This window comes from Defluviimonas sp. D31, assembly GCF_033436765.1.
In the GTDB taxonomy this organism is placed as follows: domain Bacteria; phylum Pseudomonadota; class Alphaproteobacteria; order Rhodobacterales; family Rhodobacteraceae; genus Albidovulum.
In genome coordinates this window covers 127,588-153,079 of sequence record NZ_JAWQFN010000010.1, presented here as the reverse complement: position 1 = coordinate 153,079, position 25,492 = coordinate 127,588, and the positions used below count along the sequence as shown (strand labels likewise).

Annotated in this window: 30 protein-coding genes; 20 read left to right on the top strand and 10 right to left on the bottom strand. The window is 68.4% G+C overall.

Annotation, left to right across the window (positions count from 1 at the left end; all coding sequences use genetic code 11):
- The gene (gene ruvA / locus R5H32_RS16940) at positions 1 to 675 is read right to left on the bottom strand and encodes a Holliday junction branch migration protein RuvA (RefSeq protein WP_318339878.1); all 675 of its coding nucleotides are present in this window, start codon (positions 673 to 675) and stop codon (positions 1 to 3) included.
- Positions 672 to 1,175 carry a crossover junction endodeoxyribonuclease RuvC gene (gene ruvC / locus R5H32_RS16935; protein WP_318339877.1) on the bottom strand — a complete coding sequence of 168 codons (504 nt, stop codon included), beginning with the start codon at positions 1,173 to 1,175 and terminating at the stop codon, positions 672 to 674. Before ruvC ends, ruvA begins: the two co-directional genes overlap by 4 nt.
- A 313-nt stretch (positions 1,176 to 1,488) precedes the next feature.
- Here ruvC and R5H32_RS16930 point away from each other — a divergent pair, with 313 nt between their 5' ends.
- Positions 1,489 to 1,677 carry a DUF1127 domain-containing protein gene (locus tag R5H32_RS16930; RefSeq protein ID WP_318339876.1) on the top strand — a complete coding sequence of 63 codons (189 nt, stop codon included), beginning with the start codon at positions 1,489 to 1,491 and terminating at the stop codon, positions 1,675 to 1,677.
- Positions 1,678 to 1,777: 100 nt separating this feature from the next.
- On the opposite strand, the gene R5H32_RS16925 is transcribed toward R5H32_RS16930, so the two are convergent.
- Both R5H32_RS16925 and R5H32_RS16920 read right to left on the bottom strand, forming a co-directional pair.
- Positions 1,778 to 2,128: a hypothetical protein gene (locus R5H32_RS16925; RefSeq protein ID WP_318339875.1), complete on the bottom strand. Its 351-nt coding sequence runs from the start codon at positions 2,126 to 2,128 to the stop codon at positions 1,778 to 1,780.
- Positions 2,129 to 2,208: 80 nt separating this feature from the next.
- Complete coding sequence (locus R5H32_RS16920) at positions 2,209 to 3,087, bottom strand: 50S ribosomal protein L11 methyltransferase (RefSeq protein ID WP_318339874.1); 879 nt, start codon at positions 3,085 to 3,087, stop codon at positions 2,209 to 2,211.
- 204 nt (positions 3,088 to 3,291) lie between these two features.
- Between R5H32_RS16920 and R5H32_RS16915 the strand changes: the two genes are divergently transcribed.
- A complete protein-coding gene (locus R5H32_RS16915; protein WP_318339873.1) occupies positions 3,292 to 3,735 on the top strand; it encodes a carboxymuconolactone decarboxylase family protein in 444 nt (147 codons plus the stop codon).
- A gap of 67 nt (positions 3,736 to 3,802) precedes the next feature.
- Positions 3,803 to 4,480, top strand: a complete 678-nt coding sequence (locus R5H32_RS16910) for a TetR/AcrR family transcriptional regulator (RefSeq protein WP_318339872.1) — start codon at positions 3,803 to 3,805, stop codon at positions 4,478 to 4,480.
- Between the two features lie 9 nt (positions 4,481 to 4,489).
- Here R5H32_RS16910 and R5H32_RS16905 read toward each other — a convergent pair whose 3' ends face one another.
- The 3 genes from R5H32_RS16905 to R5H32_RS16895 all read right to left on the bottom strand — a co-directional run bounded on the left by R5H32_RS16905 (position 4,490) and on the right by R5H32_RS16895 (position 7,685).
- On the bottom strand, positions 4,490 to 5,035 hold the full coding sequence (locus R5H32_RS16905) for a sugar O-acetyltransferase (protein ID WP_318339871.1): 546 nt from the start codon (positions 5,033 to 5,035) through the stop codon (positions 4,490 to 4,492).
- A gap of 68 nt (positions 5,036 to 5,103) precedes the next feature.
- Positions 5,104 to 6,459, bottom strand: a complete 1,356-nt coding sequence (locus tag R5H32_RS16900; RefSeq protein WP_318339870.1) for an MATE family efflux transporter — start codon at positions 6,457 to 6,459, stop codon at positions 5,104 to 5,106.
- The gene (locus tag R5H32_RS16895; protein ID WP_318339869.1) at positions 6,456 to 7,685 is read right to left on the bottom strand and encodes an MFS transporter; all 1,230 of its coding nucleotides are present in this window, start codon (positions 7,683 to 7,685) and stop codon (positions 6,456 to 6,458) included. Before R5H32_RS16895 ends, R5H32_RS16900 begins: the two co-directional genes overlap by 4 nt.
- A gap of 204 nt (positions 7,686 to 7,889) precedes the next feature.
- Between R5H32_RS16895 and R5H32_RS16890 the strand changes: the two genes are divergently transcribed.
- From R5H32_RS16890 to R5H32_RS16880, 3 genes are read left to right on the top strand one after another with little or no spacing between them, the layout of a single operon-like run.
- The gene (locus R5H32_RS16890; RefSeq protein ID WP_318339868.1) at positions 7,890 to 8,276 is read left to right on the top strand and encodes a hypothetical protein; all 387 of its coding nucleotides are present in this window, start codon (positions 7,890 to 7,892) and stop codon (positions 8,274 to 8,276) included.
- An 11-nt stretch (positions 8,277 to 8,287) separates the two neighbouring features.
- A complete protein-coding gene (locus R5H32_RS16885; protein ID WP_318339867.1) occupies positions 8,288 to 8,797 on the top strand; it encodes a sigma-70 family RNA polymerase sigma factor in 510 nt (169 codons plus the stop codon).
- Complete coding sequence (locus R5H32_RS16880; protein WP_318339866.1) at positions 8,794 to 9,561, top strand: anti-sigma factor; 768 nt, start codon at positions 8,794 to 8,796, stop codon at positions 9,559 to 9,561. Before R5H32_RS16885 ends, R5H32_RS16880 begins: the two co-directional genes overlap by 4 nt.
- 34 nt (positions 9,562 to 9,595) lie before the next feature.
- On the opposite strand, the gene R5H32_RS16875 is transcribed toward R5H32_RS16880, so the two are convergent.
- A complete protein-coding gene (locus R5H32_RS16875; protein ID WP_318339865.1) occupies positions 9,596 to 11,833 on the bottom strand; it encodes a primosomal protein N' in 2,238 nt (745 codons plus the stop codon).
- An 86-nt stretch (positions 11,834 to 11,919) separates the two neighbouring features.
- Between R5H32_RS16875 and fsa the strand changes: the two genes are divergently transcribed.
- The 14 genes from fsa (at position 11,920) to R5H32_RS16805 (ending at position 24,391) form a co-directional block, all read left to right on the top strand.
- Entirely contained in the window at positions 11,920 to 12,573 is a 654-nt protein-coding gene (gene fsa, locus R5H32_RS16870; RefSeq protein ID WP_318339864.1) for a fructose-6-phosphate aldolase, read from the top strand.
- Between the two features lie 133 nt (positions 12,574 to 12,706).
- The gene (locus R5H32_RS16865) at positions 12,707 to 13,414 is read left to right on the top strand and encodes a DUF484 family protein (protein ID WP_318339863.1); all 708 of its coding nucleotides are present in this window, start codon (positions 12,707 to 12,709) and stop codon (positions 13,412 to 13,414) included.
- A gap of 10 nt (positions 13,415 to 13,424) precedes the next feature.
- Positions 13,425 to 14,375, top strand: coding sequence for a tyrosine recombinase XerC (locus R5H32_RS16860; RefSeq protein WP_318339862.1), 951 nt, complete (start codon positions 13,425 to 13,427; stop codon positions 14,373 to 14,375).
- 4 nt (positions 14,376 to 14,379) lie between these two features.
- On the top strand, positions 14,380 to 15,090 hold the full coding sequence (locus R5H32_RS16855) for a CDP-alcohol phosphatidyltransferase family protein (RefSeq protein WP_318339861.1): 711 nt from the start codon (positions 14,380 to 14,382) through the stop codon (positions 15,088 to 15,090).
- A gap of 141 nt (positions 15,091 to 15,231) precedes the next feature.
- Positions 15,232 to 15,909 carry an NYN domain-containing protein gene (locus tag R5H32_RS16850; RefSeq protein WP_318339860.1) on the top strand — a complete coding sequence of 226 codons (678 nt, stop codon included), beginning with the start codon at positions 15,232 to 15,234 and terminating at the stop codon, positions 15,907 to 15,909.
- Positions 15,910 to 16,094: 185 nt separating this feature from the next.
- On the top strand, positions 16,095 to 16,655 hold the full coding sequence (locus R5H32_RS16845) for a NifU family protein (protein WP_318339859.1): 561 nt from the start codon (positions 16,095 to 16,097) through the stop codon (positions 16,653 to 16,655).
- A 3-nt stretch (positions 16,656 to 16,658) separates the two neighbouring features.
- Positions 16,659 to 17,261: a tRNA (adenosine(37)-N6)-threonylcarbamoyltransferase complex dimerization subunit type 1 TsaB gene (gene tsaB / locus R5H32_RS16840; protein WP_318339858.1), complete on the top strand. Its 603-nt coding sequence runs from the start codon at positions 16,659 to 16,661 to the stop codon at positions 17,259 to 17,261.
- Positions 17,258 to 17,674 carry a ribosomal protein S18-alanine N-acetyltransferase gene (gene rimI, locus R5H32_RS16835; RefSeq protein ID WP_318339857.1) on the top strand — a complete coding sequence of 139 codons (417 nt, stop codon included), beginning with the start codon at positions 17,258 to 17,260 and terminating at the stop codon, positions 17,672 to 17,674. Before tsaB ends, rimI begins: the two co-directional genes overlap by 4 nt.
- Positions 17,675 to 17,825: 151 nt before the next feature.
- Positions 17,826 to 18,815 carry a BMP family ABC transporter substrate-binding protein gene (locus tag R5H32_RS16830; protein ID WP_318339856.1) on the top strand — a complete coding sequence of 330 codons (990 nt, stop codon included), beginning with the start codon at positions 17,826 to 17,828 and terminating at the stop codon, positions 18,813 to 18,815.
- Between the two features lie 9 nt (positions 18,816 to 18,824).
- Positions 18,825 to 20,402: an ABC transporter ATP-binding protein gene (locus tag R5H32_RS16825; RefSeq protein WP_318339855.1), complete on the top strand. Its 1,578-nt coding sequence runs from the start codon at positions 18,825 to 18,827 to the stop codon at positions 20,400 to 20,402.
- Complete coding sequence (locus R5H32_RS16820) at positions 20,402 to 21,508, top strand: ABC transporter permease (RefSeq protein ID WP_318339854.1); 1,107 nt, start codon at positions 20,402 to 20,404, stop codon at positions 21,506 to 21,508. The genes R5H32_RS16825 and R5H32_RS16820 overlap by 1 nt, the downstream gene beginning before the upstream one ends.
- A gap of 101 nt (positions 21,509 to 21,609) precedes the next feature.
- Positions 21,610 to 22,575, top strand: coding sequence for an ABC transporter permease (locus tag R5H32_RS16815; protein ID WP_318339853.1), 966 nt, complete (start codon positions 21,610 to 21,612; stop codon positions 22,573 to 22,575).
- Between the two features lie 128 nt (positions 22,576 to 22,703).
- Positions 22,704 to 23,621 (top strand): sulfite exporter TauE/SafE family protein, encoded by a 918-nt coding sequence (locus R5H32_RS16810; RefSeq protein WP_318339852.1) that lies wholly within the window; start codon positions 22,704 to 22,706, stop codon positions 23,619 to 23,621.
- Complete coding sequence (locus tag R5H32_RS16805) at positions 23,618 to 24,391, top strand: TIGR02186 family protein (RefSeq protein WP_318339851.1); 774 nt, start codon at positions 23,618 to 23,620, stop codon at positions 24,389 to 24,391. The genes R5H32_RS16810 and R5H32_RS16805 overlap by 4 nt, the downstream gene beginning before the upstream one ends.
- A gap of 20 nt (positions 24,392 to 24,411) precedes the next feature.
- Here R5H32_RS16805 and R5H32_RS16800 read toward each other — a convergent pair whose 3' ends face one another.
- Positions 24,412 to 25,149, bottom strand: coding sequence for an SDR family oxidoreductase (locus tag R5H32_RS16800; RefSeq protein WP_318339850.1), 738 nt, complete (start codon positions 25,147 to 25,149; stop codon positions 24,412 to 24,414).
- A gap of 1 nt (position 25,150) precedes the next feature.
- The gene (locus R5H32_RS16795; protein WP_318339849.1) at positions 25,151 to 25,387 is read right to left on the bottom strand and encodes an Lrp/AsnC ligand binding domain-containing protein; all 237 of its coding nucleotides are present in this window, start codon (positions 25,385 to 25,387) and stop codon (positions 25,151 to 25,153) included.
- Positions 25,388 to 25,492 lie beyond the last annotated feature (105 nt).

Sequence of the window (25,492 nt, the reverse complement as noted above, 5' to 3'; positions counted from 1 at the left end):
TTACCCTTTCGGCGCGAGGAGCCGGAGGCTCGCCCGGATCAGTGCCGGCGCCGCGGCCGAGCCGTCCGCACCCGCCGCCTCGGCGACAGCCGCCGCCGCCTCGCCCTGGCCATAGCCGAGGTTGATTAGCGCCGAGAGGGCGTCGGCGGTCGCGCTGGCCGCCAGGGCCGGCGCGGGCTTGGGCGCCTTGCGGGCCGCCGGCGCCTCGATGACCTCGTCATCGGGCAGCGCGGCCCCGACATCGACGGTCAGCGCGCCGCCGAGCGCCATCACCCCGGGCGCCTTGTCCTTCAATTCCATCACCACGCGCTGCGCGAGTTTCGGGCCGACGCCGGGCGCGGCCTTGATCGCCGACCAGTCACCAAGCGCGATCGCGCGGCCGACCCCCTCGGCGCCGAGCGTGCCGAGGATCGCCATCGAGGCCTTGGCGCCGACGCCCTGCACCGTGGTCAGGAGCCGGTGCCATTCCTTCTCCAGAAGCGTCGGGAAGCCGAAGAGCTGCAAGAGGTCCTCGCGCACCAGAAGCTCGGTATAGAGCGCGCAGGCCTCGCCGGCCGGCGGCAGCGCGGCAGCGGTGCGCTGCGAGACATGGACGACGTAGCCGACGCCGCGCACGTCGATCAGGACGTGGTCGGACGCCCGGTGCAGGATCACCCCGGCGATCCGCCCGATCATGCCACACCCCGCATCGCCGCCGCCAGGCGGCCCGCGCTCTGGAGGTGATGGGCATGGCAGATCGCGATCGCCAGCGCGTCGGCGGCATCGGCGCCCGCAAGCTCCACCCCCGGCAGCTGGTAGCGCACCATATGGGCGATCTGGCCCTTGTCGGCATGGCCGACGCCGACCACCGCCTTCTTGACCGCGTTCGGGGAGTATTCACCGACCGCGAGCCCCGCCTGCGCCGGAACCAGCATGGCGATGCCGCGCGCCTGGCCGAGCTTCAGCGTGCCCGCGCCGTCCTTGTTGACGAAGGTCTGCTCCACCGCCGCGGCATCCGGGGCATGGTCCGCCACGATCCGCGTCAGCGCCGCATAAAGCGACAGCAACCGCGCCGCGAGATCCTTGCCTTCGGAATGAATGATGCCGTTGGCGACGTGACTGAGTCGCGATCCGGCGGTCTCGATCACCCCCCAGCCGAGGTTCCGTAGGCCCGGATCGATCCCGAGAACGCGCATCTGCCCCTCATCTGTTGCTTTTTTCCCACGACTAGCACGAAACGCGAACATCGCAAAGGGAGAAAGTCGCGGCCCGGCGCGTGTCGCCGTTCTCCGTCCGGCGGCTCAAAATCGACATCACATCGACCGGAATCGACGCATTTTGCACTTGCAGAAACGGTTTCTTTACAGGAAGTTATCAGATTTATGACCCATGCAATGCGTGCATGCCGGCCCTGCATCGGCGTCTATTGCTGCAACTGCACACGAGCTCTATTTCCAGTCTCGAACGCGGGATCCTCACGGTGAGGTCCGCGATATCGAGGAAACGACCATGGCTGTTTACGAAGCCCACCGCCCCGCTACCGGCACGTCCGGCATCTTCAACCTCTTCGTCGCGACCTTCGCGGCTTGGAACGACGCGCGCGTCACCCGCAACGCGCTGTCCAAGCTCTCGGACCGCGAGCTGGACGATATCGGCCTCTGCCGTGGCGACATCGACGCGATCGCGATGCGCGGCTGAACCGCCGCCTGACGTTCGACGTGCGACGGATGTCGCCAAAGGCCGTGCCGGGAAGTTCCCGACACGGCCTTTCTTTTTTGACGGCGTTCGCCGTCACTGCTCAGTTGAGAATCTTGCCGATCTGCGCGGCCGTGGCGATCGTGAGCGGATCGGCCCGAAGCACATAGGCACCGATCCGGTCAGCAGTCCCGCCCGCCTCAAGCGCCGCGATGCGTTCGCGGTAGGCCTCCGGCCCGACCGAGGCGTACACGACCGACTTCAGCGCCACGATCGCAAGCAGCACGAGCACGAAAGGCGCGAAAAGTCCGCGCCGAAGCCGGCGCGGGCGCTGCTGCTCGTTGTAAAAGGATCTTCCAAGCGTTCCCTGGGCTTCAAAGCCGCCGCCCGCCTGGCGGATACGCTCGATGCGCCCCAGACGGCCGTTGAAATTCGCCATGTTCCGATCGACCATGCCGACCCTCCAACACTCGCGCGCCCCCGATCCGACAAGGATTGGGAAAAAATGCGGCGTAAATGGGGCAGGGCGCGCGTCTAGCGAATTTGTCGCCGCTTCAGAACCAATGTCGCCCATTCGGCGATTTCGTCGCGCGAAACGAGAACAAAGCCGGCGGTTTTGTAGGCGGCGATGACCTCGTCGGCCTGCGTCGCCAGCAGTCCCGACAGAATCGCATAGCCGTCCGGAGCGATCGCCGACGCCATCTCCGGCGCCAACTGAATCAGCGGTCCCTTGAGGATATTGGCGAAGACCAGATCGTAGGGCGCCCTTGCCGCGAGCTCGGGATGATCGAACCCCGCCGCCTCGACGCAGGTGACGCGATCGCCGAGGCCGTTCGCCTCGGCATTGGCCTTTGCGACCTCGACCGCGACGGCGTCGATGTCCGAGGCGATCACCGGCTCCGGCCAGATCGACGCCGCGGCCATGGCGAGGACCGCGGTGCCGCAGCCGATATCGGCAACACGGCGGCCGCGGAACCCGGCCCGGTCGAGCCGGTCGAGCGCCAGGAGGCAGCCCTTGGTGGTGCCGTGATGGCCGGTGCCGAAAGCCATCGCGGCCTCGATCAGAAGCGCCACGCGGTCTGCCGGCACAAGCTCGGCGTCGTGGCTGCCGTAGACGAAGAAGCGCCCGGCCTCGACGGGCTGCAGCTCGCGCTTCACATGGGCAACCCAGTCGGTCTGCGGCACTTCCGACACCGCGAAGGGCTTGGCGCCATAGATCGCCGCCAGCAGCGCCAGTTCGATCGCGTCCGGCTCTTCCTCGAAATAGACGCCGACCTCGAAATTGCCCGAGCCGTCCTCGATCTCGAACACGCCGATGCCCGTCGGTTCCGGCAGGAAGTTCTCCATCGCTTCGGCGAGCGCCTCGGCGGATTCCCTGGCCGGCAGGGTCGTGAGGGCGGAATAGGTGGGCATGGCGTCCTCCCGGGGCGCATCGCGGTCGGGCGGGCCTTAGTCCGGGCCGGAACCGGCGTCAAGGCTCGGTGGAAGCGCCGGGAGGTATCCCGCCGCATCGGCTGGACGCGTCCAATCACGCGTTCGTGATTTGATTTCTTACAGTGTATGTTTAGAGATATTCTTGCCTTACGTCGTAAGGCACTAGTTTCGGAGGAATTGACAATGCCTGCCCTCAAGAGCCTTTGCCTTTCGCTTTCGATCAGTGCCGTTGCAGTGGCACTCCCGGCGTCGCTGCGTGCCGAGGACGCCGCCAAGACGGCGCGCGACGAGATCGCCGCCGCCTTCGGCACCGTGCCGACCTTCATCGGCCAGGTGCCGGATGCCGCGCTGCCCGGCCTCTGGACCGAGCTCAAGATGCTCGAGATGTCGGACGAGACCGCGCTCGACACCAAGACCAAGGCGCTGATCTCGCTCGCCGTGGCCTCGCAGATCCCCTGCGATTACTGCATCTGGATGGACACCAACACCGCGCGCCAGGCCGGCGCCACCGACCAGGAGATCGGCGAGGCCGTCGCGTTGGCCGGCATGACCCGCAACTGGAGCACGATCTTTAACGGCCTGCAGGTTGACTTCGACACGTTCAAGAAAGAGCTTGGCGGCAGCTGACCGCCCCGCCCGCCCGACCCGGCGTGCCTTGGGGCACGCCGGGTCCAATACCAGTCGGGATGACGACATGACCGAGCCGACCGCGAAAAAGCCGCGCGGCAAGCGCCAGCCGCTCAGCGCCGAGCGAATCGCCGAGGAGGCGATGAAGCTCATTGACGACGCCGGACTCGACGGCTTCAGCTTCCGCAATCTCGCGGCGCGGCTCGGTTGCCAGGCGATGAGCCTTTACCATTACTACCCGTCCAAGGCGCATCTCTTCGAGGCACTGATCGACCTCTGCATCGCCGAGACGCCGCTGCCGGATCCGGGCCTCACCTGGCGGGACCGGATCTACGAGATCGGGCAAGCCTATCGCCGGACGGCCCTGCGCCATCCCGGCTTCTTCCTCTATTTCGTCACCTTCCGCATGAACAACGCCGCGGGCCTTCGTCACATCGACGGGATCGTGCGGGTGTTCGAGGACAGCGGCCTCGACACCGAGGCCTGCGCCCGGCATTTCCGCACCATCGGCTACTACCTCATGGGCGCGGGGATCGACGAGGCGCTCGGCTACGCCCACGGCCCGAGCGCTGTCGAGCCTGTGCAGCCCGACGAGGCGCGCGCGGCCTACCCTGCGATCATGGCCGTAGGCCGCTACTTCGGGGCGGAGCATCACAAGACGATGTACGACTACGGCCTCAACGTCCTTCTTGACCGGATGGAGGAGGAAGCCGCGGCGCAGCGCAGGAAACGCGCCGGAGAGTGACCCTCCGGCTCAGACCGGCCGCGCCGGCACGCCCGCGACCCGCGCGCCGGCCGGAACATCGCGCGTCACGACCGCCCCTGCGGCGACGATCGCGCCGTCGCCCAGGGTGACGCCAGGCAGAAGGATCGCGCCGCCGCCGATCCAGACATCGACTCCGACCGTGACCGGCAAAGCCCGCTCGATCCCCTCCCGCCGCCGCGCCGGGTCGCGGTGGTGATCGGCACAGTAGATATGCACGCCCGGCCCGAGCATCGAATGCGCCCCGATGGAAACCGGCGCCGAATCCAGCACCACGCAGCCGGCATTGAGATAGACCCGCGCGCCGAGGCGGATGTTGAACCCGTAGGAGCAATGGAACGGCGCCTCGATCCAGCAATCCTCGCCCATCGCGATCAGCTTCGCCAGACGCGGCCCGCAGGCACCGCGTTCATCCGGCTCCATCGTCGCATGTTCATGGCAGGCTCGCCGCGCGGCCCGGCGCAGGTCCTCGTAGTCCGCGCCGAGGCACGAATACCATTCCCCGCTCGCCATGATCTCGCGCGGCGAACGGGCCATGCTCAGACCTCGGTCGAGATCGTTGCGTTCGGGTTCCCTCCGAAAAGGGCGCGCAGCATGGGGCTCTCCTATTCCGCGGCGGCGGCGACGGCCTCGGTCCGGTTCAGCGACCGAATATAGCGCCAGGCGAGGAACGCCGCCACGCCGCCGGCGATCACATTGGCGAGCGCGTTCGCCCAGATCACGCCGACCGCGCCGGTGGCGGCGGTGAAGGCCATGCCCAAGGGGAGCATCAGCACCCCGTCGCGGAACCAGTTGGTGCAGGTGGACCAAAGCGGCCGGGCGAGGTTGTTGAAGGTCGCGTTGGCGACGAAAAGCGCGCCGGTGAAGATGAAGGCGCCGGCCGCGTAGTGGGTGAAGGCCTGGACGATCGCCGCGCCCTCCGACGAAAGGCCGAAGGACGCGACGATGGGGCCGGTCATCGCGGCCATCAGCGCCCATGTGACCATAGTGTAGACAGCGCAGAACTTCAGCGCCGCCCAGTAGGCGCCCGCCACCCGGTCCGGCCGCCCGGCGCCGTAATTCTGGCCGATGATGCCGCCGATGGCGCCCGACAGCGCGAAGATGCCGCCGAAGGCGAGGATCGTGAGCCGCATGACCACGCCCCAGCCGGCCATCGCGCTCTCGCCGAACTCAGCCACCTCGCGGGTCAGGATCCAGCTGCCGAAGGGGGCCGAGACCTGGGTGGCGATCGCCGGCAGCGCGATCGCGAGATAGGGGCGCAGGAAGGTCCGCACATCCTCGCGCGCCGGGCGTGCCAGCAGGTCGTGGACCCGGATCACGAAGAAAAGCCCGATCCCGCACATCACGACCCGTGCCGCGAAGATCGACACGCCCGCCCCGGCCACGCCCCAGCCCGACCAGACGATGAGCACGGGGTCGAGCACCGCCGCCACCGCCCCCGCCACCATCGTCACCGCCATCGAGCGCCAGGCATCACCCGCCGCGCGCAGGATCGACGAGCACACGATCCCCGCCGCCATCAGCGGCATCGACGGCAGCGTGAGGCCGAGGAAGGTCCGCGCATGGTCCAGGACCGCGCCCTCCGCCCCCGTCGCCGCGAGAAGCGGCTCGCGGAAGATCCAGATCAGGGCCGCCAGCGTCGCCTGCACCGCCACGGTCAGCAGGACCGCGACCGTCGCGATCCGCCGCGCGCGCGCCCCGTCGCCCTGCCCGATCATGCGCGACACCAGCGCCACGGCCCCGATCATCATGCCGATGCCGACCGAGATCACCACGAACTGGATCGTCCCGGCCATGCCCACGGCCGCGATCATCGCCTCGTCGCCAAGCCGCGAAATCCACCAGAGCGCCAGAAAGTCGATGAGGAAGGTGAAGGACAGCCCCAGCGCCCCTGAAAGCGCCATCACCACGACATGCCGCATCAGGCTGCCGGTGACGAACCTGCCGCGCTCCGCCCTCATTCCGCCACCAGCGGCAGGCCGCGCGAAAAGACCGTCTCGTTGCCCGGCTCCGGGTGCCGCGGGATCAGGAGCGCGAGCAGGAGCGAGACCCCCGCCATCGCCGCCGCGAGGCCGAAGACCGCGCCGGGCGAGATCACCCAGAGATAGCCGAGCGCCGCCGGCAGGAAGACCGCCGCGATATGGTTGATGGTGAAGGCCACGGCCGCGGTGGGCGCGATGTCGCCGGGGTCGGCGATCTTCTGAAAATAGGTCTTCAGCGCGAAGGCGAGCGAAAAGAAGAGATGGTCGATGACATAAAGCGCCGCCGCCAGCATCACGCCCCAGCCGAACCAGTAGAGCCCGCCATAGGCGAGGAAGACGAGCATCAGCCCGCCATGCTCGAAGACCAGCGCCGCGCGTTCGCCGAACTTCGCCACGGCATGGCCCATGAAGGGCGCCGCGACCATGTTGACGAGGTAGTTGATCAGGAAAAGCGCCGTGACCTCATGCACTTCGAAGCCGAAGCGCTCGACCATCATGAAGGCGGCGAAGACGACGAAGATCTGCCGCCGGGCGCCGGCCATGAACTGCATGACGTAATAAAGCCAGTAGCGCTTCCTCAGCACGAAATGCTTGAGCTGCGGATCGGGCGCCTCGAACTGCGGATAAGCGAAGGCGGCAAAGACCGCGATCGCGAGAGTCAGCCCGCCGGAGACGAGGTAGACGAGATTGTAGCTCAGATCGAACGCCTTCCAGGTCGCCACGATCAGCCCGTAGGCCACCATCGAGGCGCCCGAGCCGATGGCCACGATCCAGCCGATCGTCTGCGGCGCCCGCTTCTTGTCGATCCACTGGAGCTGCAGCGACTGGTTGACCGTTTCGAAATAGTGGAACCCGATCGAGGACAGGAGCGTGATCGTCAGGATCCCGCCCAAGGTCGGGAACCAGGCGGTCACCGCCGTCGCCGCGCCGAGGAGCCCGAGCGCCAGAAGCGCCAGCACCTGCTCGCGCAGAGCCCACAGAAGGACGATCACCCCGATGGCGAGAAAGCCGGGGATCTCGCGCACGGTATGGAGCCAGCCGATCTCGACCCCGGTGAAGCCTGCCGCCTCCTTGACGAAATTGTTGAGAAGCGCGGACCAGGTCGAGAACGCGATCGGCATCGCCGCCGCCATCAGGAACAGAAGAAACGCCGGCTGGCGCCAGCGCGGCAGGGTCTTGGCTTCGGCAAGCGGGATCAGCTTCATGTCCCGCCAATACGCCCGCCCCGTTGAAAAGAAAAGCGCCGCGGCGCGCGGCCCCTCATGCGTCGCCGCCGACACCCGCCCATCACGTCTCCGTGATCGCGCCGGCGGCGCGGGATGGATTTCGCCCGCGCCGCGTCATTGCCTCAGGTGTCCCCGTGACGGGCGCCCCAACCAGGCCCGATCCCGGGCCGAGAGGAGAGACCGATGACCATCCGTTCGCCCCGCTTCCCCCTCACCCTCGCCGCCCTGCTGCTCGCCGGCACCGCCGCCTTCGCCGAGACCGGCATCAAGACCGGCGAGAGCACGCTCGGCGCGGTCCTGACCAATGCCGATGGCATGACGCTCTACACCTTCGACAAGGACACGGACGGCGCCTCGGCCTGCTACGACGACTGCGCCACCAACTGGCCGCCGCTCATGGCCACCGAAGGGGCCGCCGCCGAGGGCGACTACGGCCTCACGGCGCGCAAGGACGGCGCGATGCAGTGGACCTACAAGGGCATGCCGCTCTACACCTGGGTCAAGGATGCCGCCCCGGGCGACGTGACCGGCGACGGGGTCAAGGAAGTCTGGCACGCGGCCAAACCCTGATCGGAAACGCGATGAGCCTTCTGGACGAGATCGAGGCCGCCATCCCGGGCTTGCGCCGCTACGCGCATGCGCTGATGCGGGATCGCGACGCGGCCGAGGATCTCGTCCAGGACTGTCTCGAACGGGCCCTCGCCCGGCGCCACCACTGGCGCGGCGACGGCCCGGTCCGGGCCTGGATGTTCCGCATCCTCCTGAACCTCCATCGCGACGGGGTCCGGCGGTCGCAGGGCCGCCACCTCGTCGCGGTGGAGAGCCTGCCGGCGGAGCCCTCGGGCCCCGCCCGGCAGGAGGCGCACATGGACTTGCGCGAAGTGCAGGCGGCGATCGCCCGCCTGCCCGCCGACCAGCGCCGGGCGCTTCTTCTCGTCGCGCTCGAAGGCATGAGCCTCGCCGAGGCCGCCGGGATCCTCGACATCCCCGAAGGCACGCTCGTCTCGCGCCTCGGCCGGGCGCGGGCCACCTTGCGCGAGATGACCGGCCGGGCCGGGCCGCGACCCGCGAAGAAGGAGGGCACGACATGACCGGTCCGGAACCGATCCGCGAGGAAGACCTCGTCGCCTTCCACTCAGGCGGGCTCGACGACGCGGCCCGCACCGCGCTCGCCGCCCGCATCGCAGCCGATCCCGAGGCGCAGGCGGTGCTCGCCGAATGGGACCGCCAGGACGCCGCCCTCGCGGCCCTCTACGGTCCCGTGGCCGAGGAACCGCTGCCCGAGCCGCTCCGCGCCCGCCTCGCCGCCGCCGCCGAGACGCCGACGCGACGCCGACCCGCCTTCGCGCTCGCCGCCGCCCTCGCACTTCTCGCCATCGGCGCCGCCTCCGGCTGGTTCGCCGCCCGCTCCACCCAGCCCGACGCCCCCGCCTTCAGCCTCGCCGACAGCGCGCTGCGCGCCCATGTCACCTATGTCGCCGAGATCGCCCACCCGGTCGAGGTCGCTTCCGACCAGGCCGGCCACCTCGTGCAATGGCTCTCCAAACGCCTCGGCCACCCGGTCAAGGCCCCCGACTTCGCCGCCGAGGGCTTCCGCCTGATGGGCGGAAGGCTCCTGCCCGGCGACACGAGCCCCGCCGCCCTCTTCATGTACGAGGACGACACCGGGCGCCGCCTCACCCTCCATGTCCTGCCCGAGGGCGGCGCTGAGAACAGCGCCTTCCAGTTCCTCTCCTCCGGCGCCGCGCAGGGCTTCTATTGGCACGATGCCGGTCTCAGCTACGCCGTGATCGGCGACATCGACCGCGACCGGCTCCGCGCCATCGCCCTCGCGGCCTACGAACAGCTCATCTGAACTTACGGCAACAAACGCATCCGACGTCTTCTTTTCACAAGTATCCCGGGGGTCCGGGGGCAGCGCCCCCCGCACCGCAGTAGAAGCACTTCGGGTCGATATCGATCGCCAGCCTGAGATTGTTCGGCACCCGGAACTGCCCGACCCACTCCGCCAAGGCCGCCTGCAACGCCACTCCCGTCGCCGCCTTCACCAGCAGCCGCACCCGGTGCCGCCCCCTGACCCGCGCCACCGGCGCCGGTGCCGGGCCGACGACCTGCGCGCCAATCCGCCGGAGCGGCGCGGCGCGACGCGCAAGCTCGGCGCCGAAATCGAAGACCGTCTGCACATCCGGCGACGACAGCACGATCCCGGCGAGCCTGCCATAGGGCGGCATACCCGCCGCCTGCCGCTCGCCCGCCTCGGCCTGCCAGAACGCCTCCTCGTCGCCCGAGAGGATCGCCCGGATCACCGCGTGCTCCGGCTGGCAGGTCTGCAGCATCGCCACGCCCGGCCGCGCGCCCCGGCCCGCGCGCCCCGAGACCTGGCGCATGAGCTGGAAGGTCCGCTCCGCCGCCCTGAGGTCCGACCCCTGCAGCCCGAGATCGGCGTCGATCACGCCGACCAGCGTCAGCAGGGGAAAGTTGTGCCCCTTCGCCACCAGCTGGGTGCCGATGATGATGTCAGCCCCGCCAACCGCGATCTCGGCGATCTTCTCCTTCAGCGCGCGGGCCGAGCCGAAGAGATCCGACGACAGCACCGCCACCCGCGCCTCGGGGAATCGTTCCGCCACCTCCTCGGCCAGCCGCTCGACCCCCGGCCCCACCGGCGCGAGCCGCCCCTCGACGCCGCAGGAGGGACAGGCCTCGGGCATCGGCTTCGTCTCGCCGCACTGGTGGCAGACGAGGCGCTTCAGGAACCGGTGCTCGACCATCCGCGCGTCGCAATGCTCGCAGCCGATCTGGTGGCCGCAGGCGCGGCAGATCGTGACCGGCGCATAGCCGCGGCGGTTGAGGAACAGCAATGCCTGCTCCCCGGCCGCGATCCGCGCCGTCACCGCCCGGACCAGCGTCGGCCCGATCCAGCGGTTCGGCTCCAGCGCCTCGGCGCGCATGTCGACCGCCATCAGCTCCGGCATCTCCGCCACGCCGAAACGCGAGGTGAGGTCGATGCGCGCATACTTGCCCGCCTCGGCATTTGCCCAGGTCTCGAGGCAGGGCGTCGCCGAGGCCAGCACCACCTGCGCATCGCACAAGGAAGCGCGCAGCACCGCCATGTCGCGGGCGTTGTAGAGCACCCCATCCTCCTGCTTGTAGGAGGTGTCGTGCTCCTCATCGACGACGATGAGGCCGAGATCGCGGAACGGCAGGAAGAGCGCCGAGCGCGCCCCGACGACCAATCCGACGCCGCCCTCGCCCGCCATGCGCCAGAGCCGCCGCCGCTCGGTCTGGGTCACGCCGGAATGCCACTCGCCGGGCATCGCGCCGAACCGCGCCTCGACGCGCGTCAGGAACTCCGCCGTCAGCGCGATCTCCGGCAACAGAACCAGCGCCTGCCGCCCGGCCCGCAGGCATTCCGCCACCGCCTCCAGATAGACCTCGGTCTTGCCCGAGCCGGTGACGCCCTTGAGAAGCGTCGTCCCGTAGCGCCCGGCGCGGATGCCCGCGCAGAGCCGCTCCGCCGCCGCCGCCTGATCCTCCGCCAGCGCCTTGCCCTGAAGATCGGGATCGAGCGCCGGATAGGGCAGGTCGCGCGGCGCCTCCTCCTCGATGACCGCGCCCTGCGTCACCAGCCCCTTCACGACCCCCGACGACACCCCGGCAAGCCCGGCCAGCTCGCCGAGCGTGAACGCCGCCCCGCCATATTCGTCGAGAACATCGAGCACCCGCCCCCGCGCCTCGGTCATCCGGTCGGGCTCGGCCCAGCCCTTGCGGTAGACCCGGCGCGGCCCCGGCGGATCGGCGAGGCCGGGCGCGCGGGTCGCAAGCCGCAGCATCGCCGGCATCGGCGTCAGCGTGTAGTCGGCCACGCGGACCAGGAAGGCCCGCATCGCCTCGCCCATCGGCGCCGCATCGAGCACCCGCGTCACGGGACGCACCTTGGCAAGGTCATAGCCGCCCTCGCCCGCCCCCCAGACCACGCCGAGAACCCGGCGCGGGCCCAAAGGCACCTCGACGAAGGCGCCGAGAAAGCAGCCCCCCTCCGGCGCGCGGTAGTCGAGCGCCCGGCCCAGAGGCTCGGTCGTCAGCACCGAAACCAGCGCGCCGGCCTCAAAGAACGACGGTTCAGCCAAGCCGCCCCCCGATGACGGGTTCCGGCCCGGCGGCGCTTGCGCTAGAAGGACGCCCGAACGCAAGCCTCAATCCGGGAACGCCGCCCATGAAATTCTTCGTCGATACCGCCGACACCGCCGCCATCCGTGAACTCGCCGATCTCGGCATGGTCGACGGGGTCACCACCAACCCCTCGCTCATCCTGAAGGCGGGCCGCGACATCATCGAGGTCACTAAAGAGATCTGCGACATGGTCTCGGGCCCCGTTTCCGCCGAAGTCGTGGCCACCGAGGCCAAGGAGATGATTGCCGAAGGCATGAAGCTTGCCAAGATCGCCCCGAACATCGCGATCAAGGTGCCGCTCACCTGGGACGGCCTCACCGCCTGCAAGGCTTTCGCATCCGAAGGCCACATGGTCAACGTGACACTCTGCTTCTCGTCCGCGCAGGCGATCCTCGCGGCGAAGGCCGGCGCGAGCTTCATCTCGCCCTTCATCGGCCGGCTCGACGACATCCATCTCGACGGGGTGGAACTGATCCACGACATCCGCACGATCTACGACAACTACGACTTCAAGACCGAGATCCTCGCCGCCTCGATCCGCTCGGTGAACCATGTCATCGAATGCGCCAAGATCGGCGCCGACGTGATGACCGCCCCGCCCGCGGTGATCAAGGCGATGGCCAACCATGTGCTGACCGACAAGGGACTCGACCAGTTCCTCAAGGACTGGGCCAAGACCGGGCAGAAGATTCTCTGATCGCCTTAGGGCCGCGGCGGACCCGACCGGGAAGGTTGATCCGCCGCGCCACAATGACGGCAAAAAGTTGAGGCAAACCGGCGAAGGGCCTGTTAGAGTTCCACCAAAACCAGAAATCAAGACGAGGGCAGAGATGGGCGAGAGGGCGAACATCGCGGCAGAAGTCAGGGACCGGCTCATTGCCGAACCCGAAGTCATCCTTGAGGATCGCGACCTTATGCGGGCCCTGATCGGGGCCAACGAACGCGCGATGGGCGCCAATATCGTCGATCTCAGGGGCATCGCGATGGAGCGGCTCGAGGCGCGGCTCGACCGGCTCGAGGACACGCACCGCTCGGTCATCGCCGCGGCTTACGAAAACCTCGCCGGCACCAACCAGATCCACCGCGCGATCCTGCGCATCCTCGACCCGATCAATTTCGAGGAGTTCGTCCGCGATCTCGGCGGCGAGGTCGCGCAGATCCTGCGCGTCGATTCGGTGCGGCTCGTGCTCGAGACCAGGCAGGCCGAGCGCGAACCGGCGCTCGACCGGCTGGGCGACGTGCTTTGCGTGGCCGAGCCGGGCTTCGTCGACAACTATCTCGCCGGCGGCCGGCCGACCGCGAGCCGCCCCGTGGTGCTGCGCCCGGCCCTGCCGGAGCTTGCGACGATCTACGGCAAGTCCGGCGACTGGATCCGCTCCGAGGCCGCGCTCCGGCTCGATCTCGGGCCGGGTCGCCTGCCCGGGATGCTTGCGCTCGGCGCCGAGGATCCGCACCAGTTCCGCGCCAACCAGGGCACCGATCTTCTCGCCTTCCTCGCGGGCGTCTTCGAACGCGCGATGCGGCGCTGGCTGGGTTGAGCGCGGGGCGATGAGCCTGGCGCTTTCCGCCGCCCTGCGCGATGCGCTGTCGACCTGGCTCGACCAACTCTCGGCCCTCGACGGCGCGGCGGGAAACACCTTGCGTGCCTATCGCACCGATGTCGCGGGCTTTCTCGCCTTCCTCGCCGCCCATACTGGCGAAAGCATCGGCCCCGCGCGGCTCGGCCGCGTGACGCAATCCGACATGCGCGCCTGGATGGCGCATGCGCGTTCCAGCGGCACCCAGGCCCGCTCGCTCGCGCGCAGCCTCTCGGCGGTCAAGAGCTTCACCCGCTGGCTCGCCGAGCGCGAGGGCTTCGACCCGACCGCGATCCTCGCCGCGCGCAGCCCCAAGTTCCAGCGCAAGCTGCCGCGCCCGCTGTCCGAGGACGCGGCGCGCGAGGTGATCGGCCAGATCGGCACCCAGCCGCGCGAGGAATGGGTCGCCGCCCGTGACGCGGCGGTGGTGACGCTGCTTTACGGCTGCGGGCTCCGCATCTCCGAGGCGCTCGGCCTCACCGGCGCCGCAAGCCCGCTTCCCGAGACGCTCCGGATCCTCGGCAAGGGCGGCAAGGAGCGCGTCGTGCCGACGCTGCCGGTGGCGCGGCGGGCGGTGGCCGATTACGTCCGGCTCTGTCCCTTCCCGGTCGCCGACGAGCCCGGGGCCGCGCTTTTCCGCGGCGCCCGCGGCGGCCCCCTGAACCCGCGGCTGATCTCGCGGGCGATGGAATCGGCCCGCGCCGGGCTCGGCCTGCCCGCCACCGCGACGCCGCACGCGCTGCGCCACAGCTTCGCCACCCATCTCCTGGCCGCCGGCGGCGATCTCCGCGCCATCCAGGAACTGCTCGGCCACGCCTCGCTCTCCACGACCCAGGCCTATACGGCGGTCGACACGGCCCGGCTGATGGAGATCTATGACCGGGCGCATCCCCGCGCCGCTACAGCCCAGCCGAAGGGGTGACCCGATGACGCCGCAGATCAAGGCCCTTGCCGTCCACCTCTTCACCGCCACTGGCGCGGTCCTGTCGATGCTGGCCATGCTCGCCGCCGTGCAGGGCAAGTGGAGCCTGATGTTCCTCTGGCTCGTCGTCGCCTTCATCGTCGACGGCATCGACGGCCCGCTCGCGCGCCACTACCACGTCAAGAGCAACTGGCCGACCTACGACGGGGTGCTTCTTGACCTCATCATCGACTACCTGACCTACGTCTTCATCCCGGCCTTCGCGCTCTTCCAGTCCGGGCTCCTGCCCGGCTGGACCGGCTGGCTCTCGATCATCGTCATCACCTACGGAAGCGTGATCTACTTCGTCGACACGAGGATGAAGACCAAGGACAATTCCTTCGCGGGCTTCCCGGCCTGCTGGAACATGGTGGTGCTCGTCCTCTTCGCGCTGGAGCCGAATTTCTACCTGATGACGGCAATCATTCTCGCGCTCGCCGTCTCGATGTTCACCAACCTGAAATTCGTCCACCCGGTCCGCACCGAACGCTGGCGCTGGATCACCCTGCCCATGGCGCTCGCCTGGGTCGGCTTCGCCGCCCGCGCCGCCTGGGTCGACTTCGCGCCGGGCGAGCTGGCGCACTGGGGCCTCGCGATCACCTCGCTCTACCTCCTCCTCGCCGGCATCGCCCAGCAGTTCATCCCCGAATACGGCCGTCCGGGCTTTCACGACTGAAGCGCCGGGCTTACCCGGCGCAATGATCACAATTAATGGTTGCTTATTCCGGGCAGGCAGTCGCCCTAAGATATTGACGCGGCGTCCGTTCGCGACAATGTTCGTTTTCGTTGTTTGTCAGCTATTTGAACGGAGTTCGTCATGTGTGACCGCGTCGCGGTGTTTGTGGATGGCGACAATATCAGTGCGACATTTGCCCCTCAGATCCGTGAAGTTGCGGAGCGATCGGGCGCTGCGGACGTGATGCGGGTCTATACGGACGCGAGCCGCAACAGCGACTGGCACCAGACACACGGCTACCGTCTCATCCACGCCGGCACCGGCAAGAACGCGGCCGATCTCCTGCTTTCAATAGACGCGATGGAAATCGCGCTGACCCAATCTTTCACGACATTCGTCATTGCCAGTTCGGACGGCGACTTCACCCATCTGGCCACCCGCCTGCGCGAGCGCGGCCTCAAGGTCGTCGGCGCGGGCGAGACGAAGGCGCCCCTGGGCTTTCGTTCTGCCTGCACCACCTTTGCGCTGCTCCGGAGCGCGATCAGCGCTCCCGTCCCGACAACCTCACCGACCTCACCCGGCGTCACGGAGCTTGACCGCAATATCAGGAAGTTGATCGCCGCCAACAGCACGAACGGCAGCGGCATGCGCATTACCGAGCTTGGGCCAAAGATGCACATTATGCATGGTGTGCGCATCAGCCAAGCACCTGAGCGTACATGGCGTGCATACCTGTCGAAGCGGACAGCGCTCTATGATCTCGACGAACGCGGCCCCGAGGCAAAGGTACGCTTCAAGCGCGAAGGCTTTGTCGAGTGACCGTTGCAACGCGAACCGCTGACCGCCTGCGTCTTAAGCATATCATCACACCCGCTCCTGAGCCTCGACGCCAGGACTGGCGTTCGCACTATGACAAGCCGGACGGCGGCTCATCTTAGAATCGTTCCATTCCTTGACTCGCCCCCGCCCCGGGCGCATATCCAATGCGCAACGGAGGCCCCGACATGTTCATCCAGACCGAATCCACGCCGAACCCCGCCACGCTCAAGTTCCTGCCGGGCCAGACGGTGCTGGAGACCGGCACCGCCGACTTCCCGCAGCCTGACACCGCGGCGGGTTCGCCGCTGGCGCGGCGGATCTTCGCGGTCGAGGGCGTGACCGGCGTCTTCTTCGGCACCGATTTCGTCACCGTGACCAAGGCCGAGGCGGTGCTCTGGGAGCATGTCAAGCCGGCGATCCTCGGCGCGATCATGGAGCATTTCCAGTCCGGCCAGCCGGTGATCGAGGGCGAGCAGGCGGCCTCGGGCCATGCCGCCCATGACGGCCCCGATTCCGAGATCGTGCGCCAGATCAAGGAGCTTCTCGACACCCGCGTGCGCCCTGCCGTGGCGCAGGACGGCGGCGACATCACCTTCCACGGCTTCGACCGCGGCGTCGTCTACCTGCACATGCAGGGCGCCTGCGCCGGCTGCCCGTCCTCGACGCTGACCCTGAAGATGGGGATCGAGAACCTTCTGCGCCACTACATCCCGGAAGTGACCGAGGTCCGTCCGGTCGCCGCCTGACGCATGGCCGGCCCGCTGATCCTGGCTTTCGACACCTCGGCCGCGCATTGCGCGGCCGCGCTCGTTTCCGGCGACACGGTTCTCGTCGCCCGCGCCGAGGAGATGGGCCGCGGCCAGGCCGAGCGGCTGATGCCGATGATCGAGGAACTTCTCGCCGAGACGGGCCACGGCTGGCGCGACCTCGACGCGCTCGGCGTCGGCATCGGGCCGGGCAACTTCACCGGCATCCGCATCTCCGTCGCCGCCGCGCGCGGGCTGGCACTCGCGCTCGGCATCCCGGCGGTCGGGGTGTCGGGCTTCGAGGCCGCCGACCCCGACCGCGCGGCGCCGTTCTGGGCGGTGATCCCCGGGCCGCGCGGCACGGTCTACGCCCAACGCCGCGGCGGCGCTCCGACCGATCCGGAGATCCTGCCCGACACCGCGCTCGCCTCGCTCGACGCGCCGGTCCTGAGGCTCGATGCCGTGCCGGCCGACCGGCTTGCCGTCCACATCGCCCGCGTCACCGCGACCCGCTGGCAGGACGCGCCGACGCGCCCAGCGCCGCTCTACCTGCGCCCCGCAGATGCCGCGCCCGCGCGCGACACCGGCCCCGCGATCCTGCCGTGACCGCCGATCCCGAGCGGCTGGCCGCGATCCACAGGGCGGCCTTTTCCCATCCCCGGCCGTGGTCGGCCTCCGAGATCGCCGCGCTGCTGACCACGCCGGGCGCCTTCCTGATCGCCGAGGACAGGGGCTTCCTCATCGGCCGCGCCATCGCCGGCGAGGCCGAGCTTCTCACCGTCGCCGTCGACCCCGCCGCGCGGCGGCAGGGCATCGGCGCAAGGCTCCTTGCCGGGTTCCTCGACGCCGCTCGGGCGGCCGGCGCCGAGACCGCCTTTCTCGAGGTCGCCGCCGACAATGCCGCGGCACTCGCGCTTTACACGGGGCATGGCTTCGCCGAAACCGGACGGCGGCGCGGCTACTACATCACGCCGGGCGGCAACCGCGTCGATGCCGTGCTGATGGCGGCGCGACCTTGACCAAAGAGTCAAACTTCCGCCCTGTCAGCTCCAAATAGCTATTGACCGGCTTCGGCGCATTCGCCCTAATCGATGCAATCCGCGCGTGACCGGCCGTCATCGGGACGCGACCGCGGACGCGGATGCGCAAAGCAATAACCGGGAGCGATCCATGACCCTCAAGCAGACATTCCTCGGCGCCGCCGCGACGCTGGCGCTGACCTCCGGCGCCGCGCTGGCCGACCCGGCCCTGATCTTCGATCTCGGCGGCAAGTTCGACAAGTCGTTCAACGAGGCCGCCTTCGCCGGCGCCGAGCGCTGGAGGGAGGAGACCGGCGGCACCTACAAGGAACTCGAGATGCAGTCCGAGGCCCAGCGCGAGCAGGCGCTGCGCCGGCTCGCCGAGACCGGCGCCAACCCGGTCGTCATGACCGGCTTCGCCTTCGGCGACGTCCTCAACACCGTGGCCCCCGACTTCCCCGACACCAAGTTCGCGATCATCGACATGGTGGTCGAGCAGCCCAACGTCCGCTCCGTCGTCTTCACCGAGGAGCAGGGATCCTACCTCGTCGGCATGATGGCCGCGATGGCCTCGAAGACCGGCACCGTGGGCTTCATCGGCGGCATGGACATCCCGCTCATTCGCAAGTTTGCCTGCGGCTATGTGCAGGGCGTAAAGGCCGCCAACCCGGACGCCACCGTGATCGAGAACATGACCGGCACCACGCCCGCCGCCTGGAACGACCCGGTGAAGGGCGCCGAGCTTGCCAAGGCACAGAAGGCGCAGGGCGCGGACGTGATCTACGCCGCCGCCGGCGGCACCGGGATCGGCGTGCTGCAGGCCGCGGCCGACGAGGGCATCCTCTCGATCGGCGTCGACAGCAACCAGAACCACCTGCATCCGGGTAAGGTCCTTACCTCGATGCTGAAGCGCGTCGACAACGCCGTCTACGAGGCCTTCAAGGCCGGTCCCGACCTTGAACCGGGGATCAACGTGATGGATCTCTCCGCCCAGGGTGTGGGCTATGCGCTCGACGACAACAACGCCGCCCTCGTCACCGACGAGATGAAGGCGGCCGTCGACGCGGCGGCCGGGAAGATCAAGTCGGGCGAGATCTCGGTCCATGACTACATGTCCGACAACACCTGCCCGGTGAGCTGAGCCCGGACGATGGCTCAGGGCCTCCAGACGGAGCGGCAGGCGACTGCCGCTCCCGCCATCGAGCTTCGCGGGATCTCGAAGGCCTTCGGCCCGGTCCAGGCGAACAAGGATATCTCGATCCGCGTCGAGAAGGGCACGATCCACGGCATCATCGGCGAGAACGGCGCCGGCAAGTCGACGCTGATGTCGATCCTCTACGGCTTCTACAAGGCCGATACGGGCGAGATCCTCATCGACGGCCGCGCGACGCAGATCCCCGACAGCCAGGCCGCGATCCGCGCCGGGATCGGCATGGTGTTCCAGCATTTCAAGCTGGTGCAGAACTTCACCGTCCTCGAGAACGTCATCCTCGGCGCTGAGGACGGGGCGCTCCTGACCCCCTCGCTCGCCAAGGCGCGCAAGGTGCTCGCCGAGCTTGCCGAGGAATACGAGCTCGACGTCGATCCCGACGCGGTGATCGAGGAGCTTTCCGTCGGCCACCAGCAGCGGGTGGAGATCCTCAAGGCGCTCTACCGCCACGCCGACATCCTCATCCTCGACGAGCCGACCGGGGTCCTGACACCGGCCGAGGCCGATCACCTCTTCCGCATCCTGAAAAACCTCAAGGAGCAGGGCAAGACGATCATCCTGATCACCCACAAGCTCCGCGAGATCATGGAGATCACCGACACCGTCAGCGTCATGCGCCGCGGCGAGATGACCGCGACCGTCATGACCGCCGACACCAATCCCGAACAGCTCGCCGAGCTGATGGTCGGGCGCAAGGTGCTCCTCAACGTCCCGAAAGCCCCGGCGCAGCCCGGCCAGACGGTGCTCGAGATCGACAACCTGCGCGTCACCGACGAGGACAAGGTCGAACGGCTCAAGGGCATCTCGCTCAAGATCCGCGCGGGCGAGATCCTCGGAATCGCCGGGGTCGCCGGCAACGGCCAGTCCGAGCTTCTGGCCGTCCTCGGCGGCATCGCCCGCGGCGAGGGCTCGGTCCGGCTAAACGGCAAGGAGCTCGACCTCACCGGCACCCGCTCCGACGGCCAGTCGCGGCGCGCGAACGGCATCGCCCATGTGCCGGAGGACCGCCAGCATCTCGGCATGATCATGGATTTCACCGCGTGGGAGAACATGGCCTTCGGCTATCACCACGACCCGGCCTACCAGAAGAACCGCTGGCTGATGGACAACCGCGCCATCATGGCCGACACCGCGAAGCAGATGGAACGTTTCGACGTCCGCCCGCCGATCCCGACGCTTCAGGCGAAAAGCTTCTCCGGCGGCAACCAGCAGAAGATCATCCTCGCCCGCGAGATCGAGCGGAACCCCGACCTCCTCCTCGTCGGCCAGCCGACCCGCGGCGTCGATATCGGCGCGATCGAGTTCATCCACAAGCGCATCGTGGAGCTGCGCGACGCCGGCAAGGCGGTGCTGCTGGTCTCGGTCGAACTTGACGAGATCATGAGCCTTTCGGACCGCATCGCCGTCATGTTCGACGGCCAGATCATGGGCGAGCGCCTGCCCGAGGAGACCGACGAGCGCGAGCTTGGCCTTCTCATGGCCGGGATCGCCAATGGCAAGAGCGGGGAGGCGGCGTGATGCAGGCGATGCCGAAATGGGCCGACGTCGTCCTCGTACCGCTGATCAGCGTGGTTCTCGCCTTCGCGATCTCTGCGCTCGTCATCCTCGCCATCGGCGAGAACCCCGTCGAGGCCCTGAAGATCATGCTCACCGGCGCGCTCGGCTCGGCCTATGGCTGGGGCTACACGCTCTATTACGCGACCAACTTCATGTTCACCGGGCTCGCCGTCGCGGTAGCCTTCCACGCCAGCCAGTTCAACATCGGCGGCGAGGGCCAGGCGACCTTGGGCGGCCTCGGCGTCGCGGTGGTCTGTCTCGCCTTCGACTGGCCGCACTGGACGCTGGCGCTCGCCGCCGCGACCGTCGGCGCGGCAGTCTTCGGCGCGTCCTGGGCGGCGGTGCCGGCCTACCTTCAGGCCAAGCGCGGCAGCCATATCGTGATCACCACGATCATGTTCAACTTCATCGGCGCCTCGCTCCTGAACTACCTACTCGTCAACGTGATGCGGCCGGTGGGCTCGATGGACCCCGCGACCGCGCGCTTCCCGGCCGGCGCGAAGCTGCCGACGCTCTTCGACATGACCTCGGCTTTGGGAATGCCCCTCTTCAAGAGCACCCCCGTCAACGTCACGCTCTTCATCGCGCTCGCCGCCTGCGTCGCGGTCTGGCTCCTCATCTGGCGCACGCGGCTCGGCTACATGATCCGCGCCTTCGGCCGGTCGGAACCGGCGGCGGTCTATGCCGGGATCTCGCCGGTCAAGATCACCATGTACGCGCTTCTCATCTCCGGCGCGCTCGCGGGCATGATGGCGATCAACGCGACGATGGGCGAACAGAAGCGGCTCATTCTCAACGCGGTCGAGGGAGCGGGCTTCATCGGCATCGCGGTCGCGCTGATGGGCCGCTCGCACCCGTTCGGGGTCCTCCTCGCCGCACTTCTCTTCGGCTTCCTCTTCCAGGGCGGGGCCGAGCTCGCGCTCTGGACGACGATCCCGCGCGAGCTCATCACCGTGATCCAGGCGCTGGTGATCCTCTTCACCGGCGCGCTCGACAACATGGTCCGGATGCCGCTCGAACGCCTCTTCCTCGCGCTGAGGCGCACCGACGGGGAGGCGCGGCGATGACCGGATACCTGCCGCAGCTTCTCCGCGCCTGGTCGATCCAGGCCGTGGGCATCGCCTCGCCCAGTCGTTCCGCCACGCTGGCCACGCCGAGGAGCTGAGCCATGGACTACGCCACCATCCTCCAGATCCTCGACTCCACCGTCCGGCTCGGCACGCCCCTGCTCCTGGCCTGCCTCGCCGGGCTCTTCTCCGAACGCGCGGGCATCTTCGACATCGGGCTCGAGGGCAAGATGCTGATGGCGGGCTTCGCCGCCGCCGCCATCGCGGCGGTGAGCGGCTCGGTCTGGATCGGCGTCGCGGCGGGGCTTTGCGCCTCCCTCGCGCTGGCGCTTCTCCACGGGCTTGCGTCCATCACCTTCCGCGGCAACCAGCTCATCTCGGGCGTCGCGATCAACTTCCTCGCCTCGGGTCTTACCGTGCTCATCGGCCAGAAATGGTTCGCGCTCGGCGGCCGCACACCCTCTCTCGAAGGCGCCGCGCGCTTCTCACCCATCGAGTTGCCCTTCGCCGAGGTCCTGCTGCCCGTCCCCGTCGCCGGCCCGCTTTACCGCGAGCTGATCTCCGGCCATTCGGTCCTCGTCTACGTCGCCTTTGCCGCGGTGCCAGCCGCCTGGTGGCTCCTCTACCGCTCGCGCTTCGGGCTGAGGCTCCGCGCGGTGGGCGAGAACCCGGCGGCGGTCGACACCGCCGGGATCTCGGTCGTCAGGATGCGCTACGCGGCGGTGGCGATCTGCGGGCTTCTCTGCGGGCTCGCGGGCGCCTATCTCGCGACCGGGCTCTCGGCCGGCTTCGTGAAGGAGATGACGGCGGGGCGCGGCTACATTGCGCTTGCCGCGCTCATCTTCGCCAAATGGCGGCCGTGGTACGCGCTTGGTGCGACGATGCTCTTCGGGCTTCTGGAGGCGATCGCCAACCGCTACCAGAATATCGACCTCGGCGCCGTCGTGCTGCCGGTCCAGTTCATGCAGGCCCTGCCCTATATCCTGACCGTGGTGATCCTCGCCGGTTTCGTCGGCCGCGCGATCCCGCCGCGCGCGGGCGGAGAGCCCTATGTCAAGGAACGCTAGACCGTCCGAAGGCTGGACCTACCGGAGTTCACGATCTGGTGCGAACCGAAGGTCTTCGAGTGTTTGACACCGCCCCCGCATAGGGGCATGACTTGACTAGGGTTTTCACCGGCAAGCGCGGCATCGCAATGCAGATCTATCTGCCCATCGCCGAGGTTTCCGTCAATGCGTTCCTGCTTCTTGGGCTGGGCGGCATTGTCGGCATGCTCTCGGGGATGTTCGGGGTCGGCGGCGGCTTCCTGATGACGCCGCTCCTGTTCTTCATCGGCATCCCGCCCGCCGTCGCGGTGGCGACCGAGGCGAACCAGATCGTCGCTTCCTCGTTCTCCGGTGTGCTCGCCCATCTCAAGCGCAAGACGGTGGACCTGAGGATGGGCACCGTGCTCCTCGTCGGCGGCCTCGTCGGCGCGGCCGTGGGGGTGCAGGTCTTCGCGATGCTGCGCAGCCTCGGCCAGGTCGATCTCCTGGTGAAGCTCTGCTACGTCGTCTTTCTGGGCATCATCGGCCTTCTGATGTTCGTCGAGAGCCTGCGCGCGATCCGCCGTGCCAAGAAGACCGGCACCGTGCCGGCCCGCAAGAAGCACAACTGGATTCATAATCTGCCGCTGAAGATGAAGTTCCGCACCTCGGGCCTTTACATCTCGGTCATCCCGCCGCTCATCGTCGGCGTGCTCGTCGGCATCCTCGCGGCGATCATGGGCGTCGGCGGCGGCTTCATCATGGTGCCGGCGATGATCTATCTCCTCGGCATGCCGACCAAGGTCGTGGTCGGCACCTCGCTCTTCCAGATCATCTTCGTCACCGGCTTCACGACGCTCCTCCATGCGACGATGAACTTCACGGTCGACCTTCCGCTCGCCGTCCTGCTGCTCATCGGCGGCGTGGTCGGCGCCCAGTTCGGCGCGATGATCGGCACAAGGCTCAAGGCCGAACAGCTCAGGATTCTGCTCGCGCTGATGGTGCTCGCGGTCTGCGCCAAGCTGGCGCTCGACCTCCTGCTGACGCCGTCGGAGATCTACTCGCTCGGCCCGGTGGGGCACGCATGATCGCCCGGCTCGCCCTCCTCGCCGCGCTGCTCGCGGCCGTCCTGCGCCCCGCGATGGCCGCCGAGGAACAGATCGTCGCCGATCTCAGCCAGCGCCAGGTGCCGATCACCGCCGATTTCGACGGGTCGGAGCTGATCCTCTTCGGCGCGGTCAAGCGCGAGACGCCGATCTCGATCACCGACCCCCTGTCGGTCATCATCACCGTCGCGGGCCCCTCGCGGCCGGTCGTGGTGCGCCGCAAGGAGCGGGTGGCGGGGATCTGGGTGAACACCGACGCGGTCGAGGTCGACCTCGCGCCCTCGTTCTACGCGGTCGCCACCTCGCGGCCGTTCAACCAGATCCTCTCCTCGACCGAGGATCTGCGCTACAAGATCTCGATCCCGCAGGCGATCCGCTCGGTCGGGGCGCCGATGACGATCCAGGACGCTCCATCCTTCACCGAGGCGCTGATCCGCATCCGCGCCAACCGGGGCGACTACCAGTTCCGCCCGAACACCGTCGCCTTCTTCGACCAGACGCTGTTCAAGACCTCGGTCACGCTGCCCGCCAACCTGACCGAGGGCACCTACAAGGTGACGCTCTACCTGACCCGCAACAAGCAGGTGGTGACGAGCTACACGACCAATCTCGCGGTGCAGAAGGTCGGGATGGAACGCTGGCTCTACAACCTCGCGCACCAGCAGCCGCTGATCTACGGGATCCTGTCGATCGTCATCGCCATCGCCGCGGGCTGGATCGCATCGGCGGTATTCCGGTACTTCAAGGGCTGACGGCGCCCCCCTCCGGACCGCTATCCGCGGCCGACGAAGGGCATGTTCGTCGCCATGACGGTCACCGAGAGCATGTTCGCGCCGGGGGGCAGCGTCGCCATCGACCAGACCGTCCCGGCCACGTCCGCGACCGCCATCATCGGTTCGGCCCGGACCGAGCCGTCGGCCTGCGGCACGCCCTCGGCGATCCTCGCCGCAAGCTCGGTCGCCGCGTTGCCGATGTCGATCTGGCCACAGGCGATGCCAAAGGGCCGCCCGTCGAGCGCCAGCGTCTTCGTGAGCCCGGTTATGGCATGCTTGGTCGTCGTGTAGCAGACCGATCCGGGGCGCGGCGCATGGGCCGAGATCGAGCCGTTGTTGATGATCCGCCCGCCCTGCGGCGCCTGCGCCCGCATCTGCCGGAACGCGGCGCGGGCCGAAAGGAACATGCCGGTGAGGTTCACCGCGAGCATGTCCGACCAGGTGTCGAGCGGGATCTCGTCGATGAGACCGCCTTGCCGCATGATGCCCGCGTTGTTGAAAAGCACGTCGATCCGCCCGAACCGCGCCGCAGCCGCATCGAAGGCGGCATCGACGGCCGCGGCATCCGTGACGTCGCAGCCAAGCGCCAGCGCGTTGCCGCGTCCTTTCGCGATCCCGTCGAGCACCGCCTTGCGGCGGGCGAGCATCGCGACATTCCAGCCGCCGTCGAGAAAGCGTTCCGTGACCGCCCGGCCGATCCCCGCCGAGGCGCCGGTGACGACGAGCGTGGCGGCCATGTCAGAACGCCTTGAAGGTCATCGTGGTCAGGGTCCGGCTGATGCCGGGGATGTCGAAGAGCTTCTCGGTCAGCCAGTGGCCGACGTCCTCGGTCTCGGGGATGTAGATCTTGGCGATGAGATCGTAGTCGCCCGAGGTGGAATAGAGCTCGGACACGATCTCGCGGTCATAGATCTCGTTGGCGACCTCGTAGGTCTTGCCGGGTTGGCAGCGGAACTGGACGAAAACGCAGCGCATGGGCTCACCTCTCTTTGCTGTGACACTAGCGGCGGGGATGCGCGATGGGAAGCGGACGGCGGCCGGTCGCGCGCCGAAAGCGGCGGATGCCTCCGGCGGGGATAT